The 15,904-nt window shown below is 49.2% G+C and carries 17 protein-coding genes and 1 pseudogene; 17 read left to right on the plus strand and 1 reads right to left on the minus strand.

The genetic code is table 11. From position 1 onward, the window contains the following. The first annotated feature begins 5 nt into the window (after positions 1-5). Together JOE45_RS23185 and JOE45_RS23190 are read left to right on the plus strand one after the other, a co-directional pair. Positions 6-512: a PCYCGC motif-containing (lipo)protein gene (locus JOE45_RS23185; RefSeq protein WP_348632576.1), complete on the plus strand. Its 507-nt coding sequence runs from the start codon at positions 6-8 to the stop codon at positions 510-512. Positions 513-762: 250 nt separating this feature from the next. Beyond that, on the plus strand, positions 763-2,097 hold the full coding sequence (locus JOE45_RS23190; protein ID WP_245247132.1) for a hemolysin family protein: 1,335 nt from the start codon (positions 763-765) through the stop codon (positions 2,095-2,097). Between the two features lie 89 nt (positions 2,098-2,186). Here JOE45_RS23190 and mnmA read toward each other — a convergent pair whose 3' ends face one another. After that, positions 2,187-3,275, minus strand: coding sequence for a tRNA 2-thiouridine(34) synthase MnmA (gene mnmA, locus JOE45_RS23195; RefSeq protein WP_280874520.1), 1,089 nt, complete (start codon positions 3,273-3,275; stop codon positions 2,187-2,189). Positions 3,276-3,564: 289 nt separating this feature from the next. Between mnmA and cymR the strand changes: the two genes are divergently transcribed. The 15 genes and pseudogenes from cymR to JOE45_RS23755 all read left to right on the plus strand — a co-directional run. Further along, positions 3,565-3,987, plus strand: coding sequence for a cysteine metabolism transcriptional regulator CymR (gene cymR, locus JOE45_RS23200; RefSeq protein ID WP_210022142.1), 423 nt, complete (start codon positions 3,565-3,567; stop codon positions 3,985-3,987). Positions 3,988-4,056: 69 nt separating this feature from the next. Continuing rightward, positions 4,057-5,208 carry a cysteine desulfurase family protein gene (locus JOE45_RS23205; protein WP_210022141.1) on the plus strand — a complete coding sequence of 384 codons (1,152 nt, stop codon included), beginning with the start codon at positions 4,057-4,059 and terminating at the stop codon, positions 5,206-5,208. Between the two features lie 34 nt (positions 5,209-5,242). Continuing rightward, positions 5,243-5,764 carry a PRC-barrel domain-containing protein gene (locus JOE45_RS23210; protein WP_210022140.1) on the plus strand — a complete coding sequence of 174 codons (522 nt, stop codon included), beginning with the start codon at positions 5,243-5,245 and terminating at the stop codon, positions 5,762-5,764. 10 nt (positions 5,765-5,774) lie between these two features. Beyond that, positions 5,775-5,972 carry a hypothetical protein gene (locus JOE45_RS23215; RefSeq protein WP_133229000.1) on the plus strand — a complete coding sequence of 66 codons (198 nt, stop codon included), beginning with the start codon at positions 5,775-5,777 and terminating at the stop codon, positions 5,970-5,972. Positions 5,973-6,224: 252 nt separating this feature from the next. Further along, a complete protein-coding gene (locus JOE45_RS23220; protein ID WP_210022139.1) occupies positions 6,225-7,295 on the plus strand; it encodes an AI-2E family transporter in 1,071 nt (356 codons plus the stop codon). A 178-nt stretch (positions 7,296-7,473) separates the two neighbouring features. After that, entirely contained in the window at positions 7,474-8,754 is a 1,281-nt protein-coding gene (locus tag JOE45_RS23225; RefSeq protein ID WP_210022138.1) for an ArsB/NhaD family transporter, read from the plus strand. A 28-nt stretch (positions 8,755-8,782) separates the two neighbouring features. Next, entirely contained in the window at positions 8,783-9,067 is a 285-nt protein-coding gene (locus JOE45_RS23230; RefSeq protein WP_210022137.1) for a hypothetical protein, read from the plus strand. 412 nt (positions 9,068-9,479) lie between these two features. Next, positions 9,480-12,101 (plus strand): alanine--tRNA ligase, encoded by a 2,622-nt coding sequence (gene alaS, locus JOE45_RS23235; protein WP_210022136.1) that lies wholly within the window; start codon positions 9,480-9,482, stop codon positions 12,099-12,101. A gap of 86 nt (positions 12,102-12,187) precedes the next feature. Continuing rightward, positions 12,188-12,451, plus strand: coding sequence for an IreB family regulatory phosphoprotein (locus JOE45_RS23240; protein ID WP_076231688.1), 264 nt, complete (start codon positions 12,188-12,190; stop codon positions 12,449-12,451). Between the two features lie 27 nt (positions 12,452-12,478). Further along, the gene (gene ruvX, locus JOE45_RS23245) at positions 12,479-12,901 is read left to right on the plus strand and encodes a Holliday junction resolvase RuvX (RefSeq protein ID WP_210022135.1); all 423 of its coding nucleotides are present in this window, start codon (positions 12,479-12,481) and stop codon (positions 12,899-12,901) included. A gap of 6 nt (positions 12,902-12,907) precedes the next feature. Further along, a complete protein-coding gene (locus tag JOE45_RS23250; RefSeq protein ID WP_210022134.1) occupies positions 12,908-13,231 on the plus strand; it encodes a DUF1292 domain-containing protein in 324 nt (107 codons plus the stop codon). 30 nt (positions 13,232-13,261) lie between these two features. Further along, positions 13,262-13,561, plus strand: a complete 300-nt coding sequence (locus JOE45_RS23255) for a DUF1292 domain-containing protein (RefSeq protein ID WP_245247446.1) — start codon at positions 13,262-13,264, stop codon at positions 13,559-13,561. Between the two features lie 115 nt (positions 13,562-13,676). After that, entirely contained in the window at positions 13,677-14,735 is a 1,059-nt protein-coding gene (mltG, locus tag JOE45_RS23260) for an endolytic transglycosylase MltG (protein ID WP_210022132.1), read from the plus strand. Positions 14,736-14,763: 28 nt separating this feature from the next. Further along, positions 14,764-15,705 carry a peptidase U32 family protein gene (locus JOE45_RS23265; RefSeq protein ID WP_210022131.1) on the plus strand — a complete coding sequence of 314 codons (942 nt, stop codon included), beginning with the start codon at positions 14,764-14,766 and terminating at the stop codon, positions 15,703-15,705. Positions 15,706-15,738: 33 nt separating this feature from the next. Beyond that, positions 15,739-15,904: pseudogene (locus tag JOE45_RS23755) on the plus strand (collagenase-like protease); the annotation flags it as partial.

The following is a 15,904-nucleotide window of genomic DNA, read 5'->3' on the forward strand; positions in this document are numbered from 1 at the left end:
ATACCGTGAAGCGCAAAAGGCTTATCGCAATGATGTTGATTTTCACCTCTCTTACCTCCGTTGTTTCGGCATGCGGCAGCAAGCCGGAGCAAGCCCAAACGCAAACCGATCACCAAGGGCATGAGCATACGGCGGTCACCGACATTCAAGAGAAAACCGCTTCGGCCGATATTTTGCCTTCTTTTTTGAAGAACCAGCCGGAAGAGATTCGTCTCGTGTACCAGGCGGCAGGCAAAGGGAGGGAGATTCTGCAATGGATGCCCTGCTATTGCGGCTGCGGAGAAAGTGCGGGACACATCAGCAACATGAATTGTTTCATTCAAAAAGTAAACGAGGATGGTTCTGTCGTATGGGATGATCACGGAACGAGATGCGGTGTCTGCCTGCAGATCGCCGTCCAGTCCATCAAAATGACACAGGAAGGTAAGTCGCTGCCGGAAATTCGCAAAGCTATTGATCAAGCTTATATGAAAGGCTTTGCTAAGCCAACTCCGACACCGATGCCAGTATAACAGCATAGGGTAGGCAAAGAACGTCCGGCTCCATGTGACCCGGACGTTTTTTTTTGTGCGCCAAAACCAAAGCCTGTCTCATGGAATAAGCTGTGACGATTTTTCGTTCTATAGTCTGACGGAGGATTGTATAGTGTATTAATGTATCCGTGAAATAGGTTTCTGGCGAAAGTCGTCGAGCGGTTTGGTGAAACTGTAAATCTAAGGGAGGTGTGCCTGTTCACCTAAACGGGTGGGTAGGTGAATACCATTGAGTAGCGATCCGTTGACGCTGATCTTGTACGTTAGTTTTGTTCTGCTGCTGGTGTGTCTGAACGGTTTCTTCGTTGCAGCTGAATTTGCGATGGTGAGGGCGTCCCGAAGCCGGATCGAAAAGCTGGCGGAGGAGGGCTCGAGGAGAGCAAGGTTCTCGAAATCCATCATAGGGAACCTGGATGCCTATTTGTCTGCTTGTCAGCTAGGCGTTACGATGACCTCGCTCGGGCTCGGATGGGTGGGTGGGCTTTTCGTAGCACGATTGCTGGAGCCGGCCCTGCAACCGCTGCTGCCGGATTCCGTTATTCAGATGACGGCCCTCGTTGCTGCGTTCTCGCTCATCACTGTGCTGCACATTATCCTTGGAGAACAGTTTCCCAAAAGGTTTGCTCTTCGTAAGTCCGATCAGGTTACACTCCATGCCTCTGTTCTCATGGTGGGCTTTTATAAGCTGATGTACCCGTTCATTTGGTTCGTGGATGGGGTTTCCAATATGCTTCTTCGTCTGACCGGAATGGAGCCTTATGCGGAGCATCGTTCTGCTCATTCAGAAGAGGAGATTCGCGTCATGATGAAGGAAAGCAACCGAAGCGGGTTCATTGACAATACGGAATTGACGCTTGTGGATAATATTTTTGATTTTGCTGAAACAAATGCGAGAGAAATCATGATCCCCCGAACAGAAATGATATGTCTATATGCGAACAGATCATACGAGGAGAACAAAATGATGGCCATCAGTGAAATGCATACGCGCTATCCGGTATGTGACCCGGACAAAGACAATATTATCGGTTTCGTACATATTAAAGATTTATTGAAAATACCGGAGGCTGCAGAGAATATACAAACGATGGTAAGGCCGATTACGAAGGTGCCTGAATCGATGCAAATTAGCGTGCTGCTCAAATTAATGCAGAAGAAAAAGACGCAAATGGCCCTATTGATTGATGAGTATGGTGGAACATCAGGTATAGTTACATTTGAAGATATTATTGAAGAAATCGTGGGCGAGATTCAGGATGAATTTGACGAAGAACGGCCGAAGATTGAGAGGAGGGACGCTGCGGCGTATTCCATCGACGGGCGTATGCTGATTGAGGAGGTAAACAGCTACTTTGGAATCCGTATCGAAACGGACGACTATGATACGATTGGCGGATGGATTTATTCGCGAGTGGAGATGCCCCCACAGAAGCATCAGCATTTGATTTGGAATGATGAATATGATTTCATGATCGAGGAAATCGATCACTTGCGGATTTCGAGAATCTTGATCATACGAAAGGGTTCAGGTGTTGGACCGGATCCGGTTATTCATGAGGGGTGATGGAAGCAGATCAGCGGTTCCGAAATAAGGTAAAAAAAGAAGTTATGTTCCGTGCGAACATAACTTCTTTGCTTTGTAGATGGGGTTGTTCATGAATTCATGATTATATCAATTGTCGCTCCGCCCAGGCATTCTTCTCCGTTATAGAAAACGACGGATTGGCCTGGGGTGATCGCCTTCTGTGGCTGATCGAACATAACCTCGCAAGTGCCGCCCGCGCCGAAATGAACGGTAACGCCTTGATCCGGCTGGCGGTAACGGAATTTTGCCGTGCAGCGAAGCGGCTCCCGGGGTGCGTCTCCCTGAATCCAATTCAGATCGGTGGCTTTAAGACCCGTTGAGTAGAGTGCAGGGTGCTTTTCCCCTTGAACGACATGCAGGATATTGTTCTCAAGGTCTTTGCCTGCGACAAACCATGGTTCTCCGCTGCCTGAGCCCCCGATGCCAAGACCTTGACGCTGGCCGAGCGTATAGTACATGAGTCCGTCATGCCGGCCTTTAACCTCTCCTTCGAGGGTTCTCATCTCTCCGGGTTTAGCGGGCAGATAGCCGCTGAGAAACTCTTTGAAGTTGCGTTCGCCGATAAAGCAAACGCCGGTGCTGTCTTTCTTCTTGGCCGTAGCCAGTCCCGCCTTCTCCGCAATCGCGCGAACCTCCGGCTTCGGCAGGTGGCCGATGGGGAACATCGCCTTCGAAAGCTGGTATTGATCCAATGCATGGAGAAAATACGTTTGATCTTTATTCGAATCCACTCCGCGAAGCAGTCGGTGTGCTCCGTCCTGGTGCTCCACCCTTGCATAATGGCCGGTCGCGATATAGTCTGCTCCAAGCTCAAGCGCTTTGTTCAGAAATTCACCGAACTTGATTTCCCGGTTGCACATGACATCCGGATTCGGAGTACGGCCTTTGCGATATTCGTCCAAAAAGTAGGCGAATACCTTATCCATGTATTGTTTTTCGAAATTTACCGTATAATAGGGGATGCCGATTTGGTCGCAAACCCGCCTTACATCCTCCGCATCATCCTCCGCGGTGCAGTGGCCGAATTCGTCCGTATCGTCCCAATTTTTCATGAAAACGCCGATGACCTCGTAGCCTTGCTCCTTAAGAACGAGCGCCGAAACCGAGGAATCGACACCGCCGGACATGCCGAGGACGACGCGTGCTTTTTTTGTCATTTGTCCCAAACCTCACTTTGCTTAAATCACATTCTTGTATTATACATGCATTTGTGAAAAGAATAAAATTTTTCATTAATATGTCACTGTTTTTTTCCCACATTACAAGGTTTTATGTTACGATTAAATTGATACAAAAATGTATGATATGTAATAAAAGCTTCTTATCGAAGCCTTTCGAAGAATGAAGGCATATTCGTGTTTAACCAGAAGCTTATCTTGAAGCAACAGAAAGCTGATCCTCTAGGTCAAATACATACTTTCTGATGTAATAAACGAGGTGCTCGACTTGAAGATATCAACTAAAGGTCGCTACGGACTCACCATTATGATGGAGCTGGCGACGAAGTTCGGAGAAGGCCCCACCTCATTGAAAAGCATCGCGGAGAAGCACCAGCTTTCCGAACATTATTTGGAGCAATTGGTCGCACCGCTTAGGAATGCGGGGCTTGTCAAGAGCATTCGCGGAGCGTACGGTGGATATATATTATCTAAATCACCAGAGGAAATCACCTCGGGAGATATCATCCGAGTGCTGGAAGGGCCGATCAGTCCCGTTGATTTTACGGAAGAGGACGACCCTGCGAAGCGGAACTTATGGATTCGTATCCGCGATGGTATTGCACAGGTGCTTGATTCTACCACGCTCGCTGATCTCATCTCCTTTAAAGAAGAAGGCAGTCAGAACGACAGCTACATGTTTTATATTTAGCCTCTGTAGATGCTTGTCCTCGGATTCCAATTCTTTTCTTAATCCTACTATGCAGATGTGGTGAACACTTTGAAGCTTATTTATTTGGATCATGCCGCTACGACGCCTGTGCATCCTGAGGTAGTGGAAGCGATGTTGCCCTATTTTTCCGAAATATACGGCAACGCCTCCAGTACGCACTCGGCTGGACGGGAGGCACGTACGGCGCTGAATGCGGCAAGGGACCGGATCGCGTCCTTTATTGGCTGCTCTCCTTCCGAAATCGTGTTCGCAGGAAGCGGGACGGAGAGCGACAATATGGCTTTGCTCGGCGCGGCGGAAGCGTACCGGTCACGGGGAAGGCATATTATAACGACCAGCATAGAGCACCATGCGGTGCTTCACGCTTGTGAGCGGCTGGAAGCTCTTGGTTATGAGGTCACATACCTCCCCGTTGATTGCTTTGGACAGGTTTCTTTATCCGATGTGGAAAAAGCCGTTCGTCCGGATACGACCCTGATCAGCGTCATGTACGGCAACAATGAGACAGGCACTCTGCAGCCCATTGAAGCCATCGGACGCTTTGCAAGAGAGCGAGGGATATGCTTTCATGTCGATGCCGTTCAAGCGTTGGCACATATTCCGATCGATCTTGGTCAACTGCCGGTCGATCTTATGAGTTTTTCCGCGCATAAACTGAACGGTCCCAAAGGGATCGGCGCTTTATATATATCCAGAACGACTCGGATAGCGCCGCTGCTGTTTGGCGGCTCGCAGGAACGCAAACGTCGGCCGGGAACAGAGAATACGGCAGGAATCGCCGGCTTTGCGAAAGCTATAGAAATTTTGCAGTTGAACAGGTATGAATTGAAACAAAAGATGGAAAAACTACGTCAAGGAATGGTAAATGAATTAACAGAGCGCTTAGACGCTGATGCTTTTGTCATCAATGGCCATCCAACAGAGCAGCTTCCGCATATTTTAAACGTCAGCTTTTCCGGTATTTCGACAGAAACGATGCTGATGAATCTGGATTTGGCTGGAGTGGCTGCGGCAAGCGGTTCGGCCTGTACTTCGGGCTCTCTTGAGGTTTCTCACGTCCTTAAAGCGATGAAGCTGCCTGAGGATGTAACAGGGTCGGCCATCCGCTTTAGCTTTGGGGCTAACAACGATGAACAGCAGATTTCAGAGGCAGTAAGCATCATTGAAACCATCGTTAGACGTTTGCGTACTAATCGTTAAGCAAATGTTTAATAATCTCAAGGAGGCAAACCTTGTGAAGAGAGCGCGGGATGTCATCGGTTTGCCGATCATTTGCGTAGAAACAGGGAAGCAGGTAGGCCATACCAAGGATCTTCTGATGGATGAGGATTGGCAGGTAGAGGCGCTTCTTCTGGAAGATAAACACTGGTTTTCCGAGATGACCTGCGTTGCTTCGACGGATGTCCTTGCACTCGGTGAGGATGCCGTCACAATTAAGAAGGAAGAAGCTGTACGTTCGATGGAAGCAGACAAGTGCTTTCGAACCTTGCTTTGCGGTAATTCCAAACTTAAGGGTCTTCCAGTGATTACCATAAACGGGCAGCAGCTTGGAATGGTTGAGGATGTTTATCTGGATGCGGATAAGGGTATAAAGGTAATAGGGTATGAATTGACCGAGGGTTTCATTTCTGATCTAAAGGAAGGGCGCAAATGGTTGCCGATGCCGGATACGGTAAAGCTCGGTGAGGACGCCTTGATTGTTCCCGTACATGCAAGCGATACGTTGGAGGAAATCTTCGTACCAAAAGAAGAATAGGGTGATTGTGATGCTGCGTTGTCCAAACTGCAATTCCAAAGATATTGGCAAGATTGGTTCGCACCAGTTTTACTGCTGGGGCTGTTTTATTGAATTAACCGTGAACGGGGAAAAAATGTCTGTCTTTCAAGTTGAAGAAGATGGAACCTTGAGCTCCTTGGACGATTTGTTCTTTGAAGAAGAAATACCGCAAGTACATGCGAACTAACACAGTATGGTTGTGGTCGACAGACCTAGCCGCCAAACACCGTTGATCCGGCAGGCCGTAAGGCTCATGCGGAAAACGGTGTTTTTGTCTTGTCCATAAGACTATTCTCTATCATTGTATTCAGGAAAATCGGCAGCTATGATATTTGTGTTGAGAATGAAAGAACAGGGTTAAGACCGTCAGCTTGTACATATACTGTAGAGGGCGAATTTGCCCTTCATGCATATTGGTGTCAAGGTAGGTGAGGAATCTATGGAACAGTTTCCGAAGCATCGGCTGTTTATCGGGATGATCTATACGCTGCTCGGGCTTGGCATCCTATTCATGCTGCTGCAGCTTCGTCCAATCATCGTGGGTACGTATCAATTTATGCGAGAAATCTTGACGCCGTTTATTATTGCATTGATTATTTCCTATGTGCTAAATCCGGTCGTCTCACTGCTTGGAGCCCGCAAAGTGCCGCGTACGGTTGCTGTGCTTACAATCTATGCGGTGTTTATTACCTCCACTACGGTAGTGCTGATGAATGTGATTCCGATGCTGATTAAACAGCTTGCCGAACTGAACCAGCATATGCCGGAGGTGGCGTTTAAAGCGCAAAGTGTTGTGGACAATTTCAACGGGTTGAAGTTTTTGCCGGACAGCGTGCGGGAGGGTATCAATCAGTCGCTGGCAAAGCTGGAGAACGGAATTTCGCTGGCAATCGCTGGTTACTTGGGCGGAATCGGGAGTACGATCAATACTATGTTTCTTGTTTTCATCATTCCGTTCGTGGCCTTCTACATTTTAAAAGATTTCCAGCTCATTGAAAAAACGGCCTTGGCGATCGTTCCCAAAGCTCATCGCAAAGAAATCGTCTCGATGCTGGTGGACATTGACACAGCTCTTGGAAATTACATACGCGGACAGTTTACCGTATGCATGATCGTCGGGCTTCTGGCGTATATCGGCTATTGGCTGATCGGAATCCCTTATGCGCTGCTGCTGGCCTGTGTGGTTGCCGTGTTTAATATTATCCCCTATCTGGGACCTTTCCTAGGTGCAGCTCCGGCATTGATCGTTGCCTCAACCATATCATGGAAAATGATGCTTTTGGTCATACTGGTGAATACGATCTGCCAGATCCTTGAGGGGAATGTCATTTCGCCGCAAGTGGTGGGCCGGTCTCTCAAAATGCATCCGTTGGTCATCATTTTTGCGCTGCTAGTAGGTGGGGAAATTGCAGGGATTGCCGGGCTGATATTGGCCGTTCCTTTTTTCGCGGTCATGAAGGTGATTCTTCAGCACGTATTTCTGTACTTTATTCATCGGAGAACCGTCTGAAAGATACTTTTCGGCGGTTTTATCGCTTGTCAGTTAGTGAGGGCAGGCGTATAATGTTCCATGATTAGGGCTTGATAACGAAACATAGCTCGGCTTGTATTGAAAAGACCACTGTAAGCTTCTTTTTCTTTAATTATGTAAGGTAAATCATACATCGTTCTGAAAGGGGTTACACTTTGTGAGTCAGCAAGCGATCGCAGCACTCGGGTTATTTCTAATCTCTTACGCTTTCATTATTTCCGAGAAAATTCACCGTACCATCGTCGCTATGATCGGTGCTATTTTCGTAGTGGGACTTGGTATTCTAGATCAGGAAACGGCATTTCATCATATCGATTTGAATACACTCGGCCTCTTGATTGGAATGATGATTATTGTAGGAATTACGGCGAAGACTGGGGCATTCAAATACGTGGCGGTATGGGCGGCCAAAAAAGCAGGCGGCTATCCAATCCGTATTCTGGTCGTTCTTGGCGTTGTTACGGCGGTATGCTCGGCCTTTCTGGATAATGTCACCACGGTGCTCTTGATTGTTCCCGTTACACTTAGCATCACACGGCGGCTGCAGGTGGATCCGATACCTTTCTTCATCTCGCAAATTATGGCCAGCAACATAGGCGGTACGGCAACGTTGATCGGAGATCCCCCTAACATTATGATTGGCAGCGCTGTGAAGGAGTTGACCTTTAACGCCTTTATTACAAATTTGACGCCAGTCGTGATCATCATCATGGCGGTCATCTTGCCTATATTCGTACTCCTGTACCGAAAAAAAATACAAACAACCGATGAGCTTCGTCTAAGCATCATGGAGCTTGATGAGAAAGCGGAGATTCAGGATCCTGCACTGTTAAAAAAATGCTTGGGCGTTCTGGGACTAACGATTCTCGGTTTTTTCCTTCATCAGATCGTACATATCGAATCCGCTACCGTTGCACTGGCTGGAGCCTTTCTGCTGCTCCTGCTGACAGGTGAAAAATACATGGAGGATGCTTTCCACAATGTGGAATGGACAACCATCTTTTTCTTCATCGGTCTCTTCGTGCTCGTGGGGGGATTGGTCGAAACGCAAATTATTTCTTCACTGGCTGAATATGCTGTCGGGATTACAGGTGGAGATACGGCACGCTCGGCTATTCTGATCCTGTGGCTGAGTGCATTTGCTTCGGCTTTTATGGATAACATTCCTTTTGTGGCCACGATGATTCCAATGATACAAGAGATGGGTGTAATGGGAGTAAGCAATGTTGAGCCTTTATGGTGGAGTCTTGCGCTTGGCGCCTGTCTCGGGGGTAACGGTACAATAATCGGGGCCAGTGCGAACCTGATTGTGGCCGGTATTTCAGCGAGGGAAGGACATCCGATTACGTTCTTTGGCTACCTGAAAGTAGCTTTCCCGATCATGCTGGTGACCATCGTGATTGCCAATGTATATATTTATGTGAGATATTTAATGTAAAGAGTTTCCTGGGAAGGCTGGATGAGGTATGCTGAAATATGAATATGACAATGAGCTGCTTACAATAGAAGAGCACATCAACGGGTCGGATGTGGAATTCCGGATGAAGCTGCACCGGCCGGACGTCGGGGTGGAAATGGCCGTTAAACAAATACGGGGCTATTTTGATGATAATGATACTTACAGCGACGTATTGTTTTATGCGCATCATAATGAAGAGTACCAGTGGATTGTCAGGAAGGATTATTATGTGGATTTTGTTATCCATATGTTTAAGCATCGGCTGGTAACCTGGGTCGCCTGGGCCGAGTGAAGCCCACATTTCGGGTTTGCATAACCAGTTGACAGTGCTGCTTGCGATCGGTATAATTTTGGTTTGAATAGGTCTATTTGTTTATATTTGCGAAAGCGTCGAAGAAATTCAGTAGGTCATAGGCCCATTAGCCAGAGAGAAGGCTTTGGAGCATCCCGTTTGCATAAGGCATTGCCCTGAGCAGCGGTCGTTCCAGCTGTGAAAGCCTTTCTGATGAAGGATGACCGAACGCTCATTTCAGAGCGCGGATGAACTCCGCCGGCTGGACCCGTTAGCGTCCGAACAGAGGAGATTGTGCAGATGCGTGAAAGTGCAGCAGCACAATAACCAGGGTGGTACCGCGAGCAAATCGTCCCTGTTTCAGGGGCGTTTTTTTGTTATAAAAATGAGGTGGCAGGAGGAACGAAATCTAATGAAAGCAAGTGAAATTCGCTCCAAGTGGTTGGAGTTTTTTGAAAGCAAAGGACATAAAATCGAGCCCAGTGCGCCGCTTGTACCGCATAATGACCCGTCGCTGCTGTGGATTAACGCTGGAATGGCGCCTTTGAAGCCATACTTTGACGGGCGTATTGTGCCCGATAACCCGCGGATTGCGAACTCACAAAAATGTATCCGCACCAACGATATTGAGAATGTCGGCAAAACACGCCGCCATCACACGTTCTTCGAGATGCTTGGAAATTTCTCGATCGGAGACTATTTCAAAGAGGAAGTCATCACTTGGGCATGGGAGTTTCTTACGAGTCCCGAGTGGATCGGCTTCGACCCGAACCGTCTCTCCGTTACCGTTTACCCCGAGGATACGGAAGCGTTTGAGTTCTGGAATAAAAAAATCGGTCTCCCGGAAGAGCGAATCTACAAGCTGGAAGAGAACTTCTGGGATATCGGTGAAGGTCCTTGCGGCCCTTGTACGGAGATCTTCTATGACCGCGGCGATGCGTACGGCGATTTGAACGATCCGGAATGCTGGCCAGGAGGAGAGAACGAACGCTTTCTTGAAGTGTGGAACCTCGTCTTCTCGCAGTTCAACCACAATAAAGACGGCAGCTACACGCCGCTACCGAACAAAAACATCGATACAGGTGCAGGTTTGGAGCGCTTTGCTTCGATTTTGCAGGATGTTGATTCCAACTTTGATACCGACTTGTTCCAGCCGATCATTCAACAAACATGTAAGCTGGCAGGCGTTACCTACAAGCAGAATGAGGAATTTGATGTGGCGTTGAAGGTCATCGCCGATCATATCCGAACCGTAGCGTTCTCTGTTGGTGATGGCGTTCTTCCATCAAACGAAGGCCGCGGTTATGTTATCCGCCGTTTGCTTCGCCGTGCGGTTCGTTACGGCAAGGTGCTTGGGCTGGATAAGCCGTTCCTGTACACGCTCACACCAATCGTCGGAGAGATTATGGGCGTGTATTACCCGGAAGTTGTGGAAAAGCGCGAGTTTATTGAAAAAGTAATCCGAACAGAAGAGGAACGCTTCCACGAGACACTGTCGGACGGGCTTGCCATCCTTGCTGAAATGGTGGACAAAGCGCATAAAGAAGGCAGGTCTGAAATCAGCGGACCCGATGCGTTCAAGCTGTACGACACTTACGGATTCCCGTTTGACCTGACGGAGGATTTCGCTGCGGAGAAGGCAATGACGGTCGACCGCGCAGGCTTTGATCAAGCGATGCAGGAGCAGCGTGACCGTGCTCGTGCAGCCCGTCAAGACTCTGACAGCATGAAGGTACAGGGAGGCCCTCTGGCCGACTACACGGTTAAAAGCGAGTTTGTTGGTTATACTGATTTGGTAACAACTGCTAAAGTACTGGAGATCGTGCACGAAAATCGATTTGTCGATCTGGTAGGAACGGGAGAAACGTGTCAGGTTATCCTGGATGTGACGCCGTTCTACGCCGAAAGCGGCGGGCAGGTCAGCGACCACGGCTTTATGACCGCCGGAGATACGGTGATCAAAGTGGAGGATGTCGGCAAGGCTCCGCATGGACAGCACGTGCATACGGTCGTTGTGGAAGCGGGGGTACTACGCAAGGGAGATCAGGTTCAGGCAACCGTAACTCAAGAAGTTCGTGAAGATATTATCAAAAACCATACGGCGACGCATCTGCTGCATAAAGCGCTGAAGGAAGTGCTCGGCGATCACGTCAATCAAGCGGGATCACTCGTTGCGCCAGAGCGGCTGCGCTTTGACTTCTCTCATTTTGGCAGCATCTCTGCGGAGGAGCTCCAGGAGATCGAGCAGCGCGTCAATGCGCAAATCTGGAGAAGCATTGACGTCGACATTGCCTTGAAGCCAATTGCGGAAGCCAAAGCGATGGGAGCCATGGCCTTGTTTGGCGAAAAATATGGCGACATCGTCCGTGTTGTTCGCGTAGGAGGATACAGCCTGGAGCTGTGCGGCGGCTGCCATGTTCGAAATACAAGCCAAATCGGTTTGCTTAAGATTGTCAGCGAATCCGGCATCGGATCGGGCGTGCGCCGGATCGAAGCGATGACGGGCCGCGCAGCTTATCAATATTTGGACGGCCAGCTGCAGTTGCTCAGAGACGCTGCAGGGCTGCTTAAGTCTAACATTGCGGACGTACCGAAACGTATCGACGGATTGTTTGCTCAATTAAAAGAGGTCTCTCGTGAGAATGAGTCGCTCAAAGCGAAATTGAGCGGCATTGAAGCGGGTTCTTTGACGGACCAGGTGAAGCAAGTGAACGGTGTGACTGTCCTCGCGGCGGAAGTATCGGCTGGCGATATGGAGACGCTCCGGAACATTGTAGACCAAATGAAAAGCAAACTGGGCTCGGCCGTCATTGTGCTTGGCTCTTCGGCTGAAGACAAGGTCAATCTCGTAGCCGCGGTTACACCTGATTTGGTGTCCAAAGGGTATCATGCCGGAAAGCTGATTAAAGAAGTAGCAGCACTCTGCGGTGGCAGCGGGGGCGGAAGACCGGATATGGCTCAGGCCGGAGGCAAAGATCCGTCGAAGCTGAAGGAAGCGATCCAAAGCGTTGAGAAGCTCGTCGGATTAAAATAAATTTGCTTGTCAAGAGGAATTATTAGGCAAATGGCGAATATGTGGAATATGCGGGTTATCATGAGTGCAGGGGGGTGCTTCTCCAGATGAGTTCAATGGATAAAACGATGAAATTTAACGTCAAAGCGGAAGAGATCGAGACATCGCCCAAAGAAGTCATTTTAGCGGTGTATGACGCGCTTCAGGAAAAAGGCTACAACCCGATCAACCAAATCGTCGGTTATTTGCTTTCAGGCGATCCGGCCTATATCCCACGACACAACAATGCAAGGAGCATCATCCGCAAGCGGGAGAGAGATGAACTGATCGAGGAACTCGTTCGTTCCTACCTCCAACAGCATAAATCTTAAGGTGCAGACAGGCCGATTGGAGCAGCTATGCGTTACATGGGATTGGATTACGGCGACAAGAGGATCGGAGTCGCTGTCAGTGATGAGCTTGGCTGGACGGCTCAAGGGCTCGAAGTGATTCACCGCTCAACGGTACAGCGCGATATGGGTCGTATCGAAGAGTTGGTTCGGCAGTATGGAATAACGGAAATTGTGGTTGGGCTGCCGAAAAATATGAACAATACGATCGGTCCCCGTGGAGAAATTTGCATTGCATTTTCTAAAGAACTGCATGAAACCCTACAAATGCCGGTGCATTTGTGGGACGAACGGCTGACGACGGTTGCTGCTCAGCGAACGCTGCTGGAGGCGGACGTCAGCCGCAAGAAAAGAAAGCAAGTCATTGACAAGATGGCGGCTGCGCTCATTTTGCAAGGATTTATGGATTCCCAATCTCATTCGAAGAGGTGATGGACTGTGTCCCAGAAGGATCAAAGTTCCAATCAGGAGCAACTGCTTGAAGAGCCGGAAATTATTTATATTCCCGATGAAGAAGGCAACGAAGAAGAATTTGAAGTGATCATGAAATTCGAAGTGGACGGCTCGGACAAAAAGTACATGATGGTTGTTCCAGTCGATGCCGATGAGGAATCCGACGAAGTGTATGCGTTCCGCTATGAAGAAGACGGTGACGACCTGCAGCTGTATACCATTGATGATGAAGAAGAATGGAACATTGTGGAGGAAACTTTCAATACGCTGATGGACGAATTCGATGAAGATGAGGAAGAGTCCAAGTAATTTGCGAAAGGAGGCCTTCATTTGAACAGAATGACGGAAGCTGAACCTACACGTCAGTTGCGAGAAGCCTACGGAAATGATATTATTTTGTATGACGAGCATCAGGAATCCGTAGTTTACCGCATCGTCTCCGAGCTGATCTTGAACGGCCAGGGCTATGCTATGCTGGAAAAGGCGAAGTCCGGCAAGGAGGATGAGCCTGAGGTTTATCGCGTATCGCGCAAGGATGATGGAGAAATGGAGCTTGAAACGATCGAAGACGACGATGAATGGGAGAATGTCTCCGAGCTTTTCGACGAATGGACTTTTCCAGCTGACGAACAGTTGTAGCTTACAACTTTTTACTTTAAGCGTTGCCTGGAGCGGAGATAATCCGCTCCTTTTCGTTTGTTTTACCTGGTTAAGGAAGGAGTGGGACAGAGTCGTTGTGGAGAGACGAAGATCGATGAAACGTGTTTTCGTATGGGGACTAGTCATCATTATATTTTTGATGGTTGGGGCGGGAGCCGGACTTGCCTTATACGTCGGTAAAGCATTGGAGCCCATGCCGCCGTCAGTGGAGGCACAGCGGATCTCATTCCCTCCCGGGACGGGAGTGTCTCAGCTTGCCGCGGAACTTGAGCAACTAGGCATCATACGCAATGCAGTTATTTTTACATGGTATTTAAAATATAAGCAAGAGGGCGGACGCTTTCAGGCGGGAGAATACGACATGATGCCGGGTCTCTCGCCGGACGAGATTATCTCACAGCTGAACCGGGGAGAGACAGCCAAGGATACGGGACTTAGGCTCACGGTGCCCGAGGGCTATACGGTACGGCAGATTTCTGGGAAGCTTCAGGAGGATCACGGAATCGACAGCTCTGTATTTCTCCAGGCTGCTGAACGCTACAAAGCTGCAGAAGGTACGGTAGCGGCTGCTATTCCGGACGACCCTTCCATTCGTTTCCGGCTTGAGGGATATTTATTTCCTGAAACGTATGAATGGAAGAAGGATGCGGGTGCGGATGAGATGATTGGCTCCATGATGCAGGAGCTCGATAAGCGGCTCGTACAGCTGCCGCAGGACTGGGAAGAAGCCATGGCGCAGCGGGGGCTGACATTCCACCAGATGCTGACGCTCGCGTCACTGATTGAAAGGGAAGTAGTGGTGGAGGAGGAGCGGACGATTGTCAGCGGAGTCATTCATAACCGTTTGAAGATAAATATGCCGCTGCAAATCGACGCTACGGTGCAATATTTATTCGATAAGCAAAAGGAACGATTATTGTTCCAGGATTTGCGTATCGAGAGCCCTTATAACACGTATTTGAATAAAGGGCTTCCGCCTGGGCCAATCGCAAGCCCGAGCCTAGCCTCGATACAGGCGGCCATTTACCCGGCGGAGACGAAGTATTTGTTTTATGTTACGAAGAAGGACGGGACAAGAGGACATTTATTCGCCGAAACCTTCGAGCAACATAATAAAAACATCGCGGAAAGCAACAAGATGGGCAATCAGTAATTATAGATAAAGCAGGTGAGGATTGAAGATGAAGAAACCCGAGCTTTTGATCTCAGCGGGGTCTGCCGAGGAGGCTCAGAGATACATCGAGGCCGGAGCGGACGCCGTTGTTGTAGGCGAGCACAAATTCGGCATGCGGCTCCCGGGAGAAGTGACGACGGAGGAGCTGAGCAAGCTTGTTCCTTGGGCTCATGAACATGGGGCTAAAGTATACATTGCGGTAAATAATATTATGGATAATGGTATACTCGGTGATCTGGAAACTTATCTGGGCAAGCTGCATGAGCTGCAGCCTGATGCAGTCGTCTTCGGCGACCCGGCTGTGCTGATGGCCGTTCGCAGTGCTGCACCCGGCATGCCGCTGCATTGGAACGCAGAAATGACGTCCACCAACTATGAGACTGCACGGTATTGGGGAAGAAAAGGCGCTGTAAGGATGGTGCTGGCACGCGAGCTGAATCTGGAAGAAACGCTGGATATGAAGAAGCAGCTGGCCGATGAGATGGAAGTACAGGTGCAGGTGCACGGCATTACGAATATTTATCATTCCAAGCGCAGCCTGCTTACCAATTATAAAGAGCATCAGGGAAGGCCCGAGGAGCTGGAGCGTCTCTCGCTTGGGAAGGAAGAAGGGCTGTTCCTCATCGAGCAGGAACGCCAGGATGAGCGTTACCCGGTCTATGAGGATGCGAACGGCACGCATATCATGAGCTCGGACGATATATGCATGCTGGACAGCCTGCATGAGCTGATGGAAGGCGGGATCGACAGCTTCAAGCTGGACGGGCTGCTGAAATCAGCCGAATACAATGAAACGGTTATCCGAAGCTATCGTCAGGCCATCGACGCGTATGTCTCGGATCCGGAAGGCTACGTGTTCCAAGAGGAGTGGCTGGAGGAGATTCGCGCATTGCAAGATCCCCGTCGTGAGTTATCTTACGGGTTTTTCTATAAAGAGCAGGTCTATTAATTTGGGAAGAAGAAAAAAAGCGAGGTGGAAATGATGACTTTAATGAAGCAGGGGCTTCTTGGCAAGCGTGTGCGGCTTGAGAAGCCGGAGCTGTTGGCACCGGCGGGCAGCTTGGAGAAGCTGAAGTTTGCTGTGCATTACGGCGCGGATGCGGTATATATCGGCGGGCAGCAGTACGGACTTCGTTCCAATGCGGACA

This window comes from Paenibacillus sp. PvR098 (assembly GCF_017833255.1).
GTDB lineage: Bacteria > Bacillota > Bacilli > Paenibacillales > NBRC-103111 > Paenibacillus_G.

Excerpts from the sequence above, each read along its gene's own strand:
- JOE45_RS23265 (WP_210022131.1), top strand. The coding sequence starts at position 14,764 with ATGAAGAAACCCGAGCTTTTGATCTCAGCGGGGTCTGCCGAGGAGGCT.
- mnmA (WP_280874520.1), bottom strand. The coding sequence starts at position 3,275 with ATGACAAAAAAAGCACGCGTCGTCCTCGGCATGTCCGGCGGTGTCGAT.
- JOE45_RS23255 (WP_245247446.1), top strand. The coding sequence starts at position 13,262 with ATGACGGAAGCTGAACCTACACGTCAGTTGCGAGAAGCCTACGGAAAT.
- JOE45_RS23230 (WP_210022137.1), top strand. The coding sequence starts at position 8,783 with ATGCTGAAATATGAATATGACAATGAGCTGCTTACAATAGAAGAGCAC.
- mltG (WP_210022132.1), top strand. The coding sequence starts at position 13,677 with ATGAAACGTGTTTTCGTATGGGGACTAGTCATCATTATATTTTTGATG.
- JOE45_RS23220 (WP_210022139.1), top strand. The coding sequence starts at position 6,225 with ATGGAACAGTTTCCGAAGCATCGGCTGTTTATCGGGATGATCTATACG.
- JOE45_RS23215 (WP_133229000.1), top strand. The coding sequence starts at position 5,775 with ATGCTGCGTTGTCCAAACTGCAATTCCAAAGATATTGGCAAGATTGGT.
- ruvX (WP_210022135.1), top strand. The coding sequence starts at position 12,479 with ATGCGTTACATGGGATTGGATTACGGCGACAAGAGGATCGGAGTCGCT.
- alaS (WP_210022136.1), top strand. The coding sequence starts at position 9,480 with ATGAAAGCAAGTGAAATTCGCTCCAAGTGGTTGGAGTTTTTTGAAAGC.
- JOE45_RS23240 (WP_076231688.1), top strand. The coding sequence starts at position 12,188 with ATGAGTTCAATGGATAAAACGATGAAATTTAACGTCAAAGCGGAAGAG.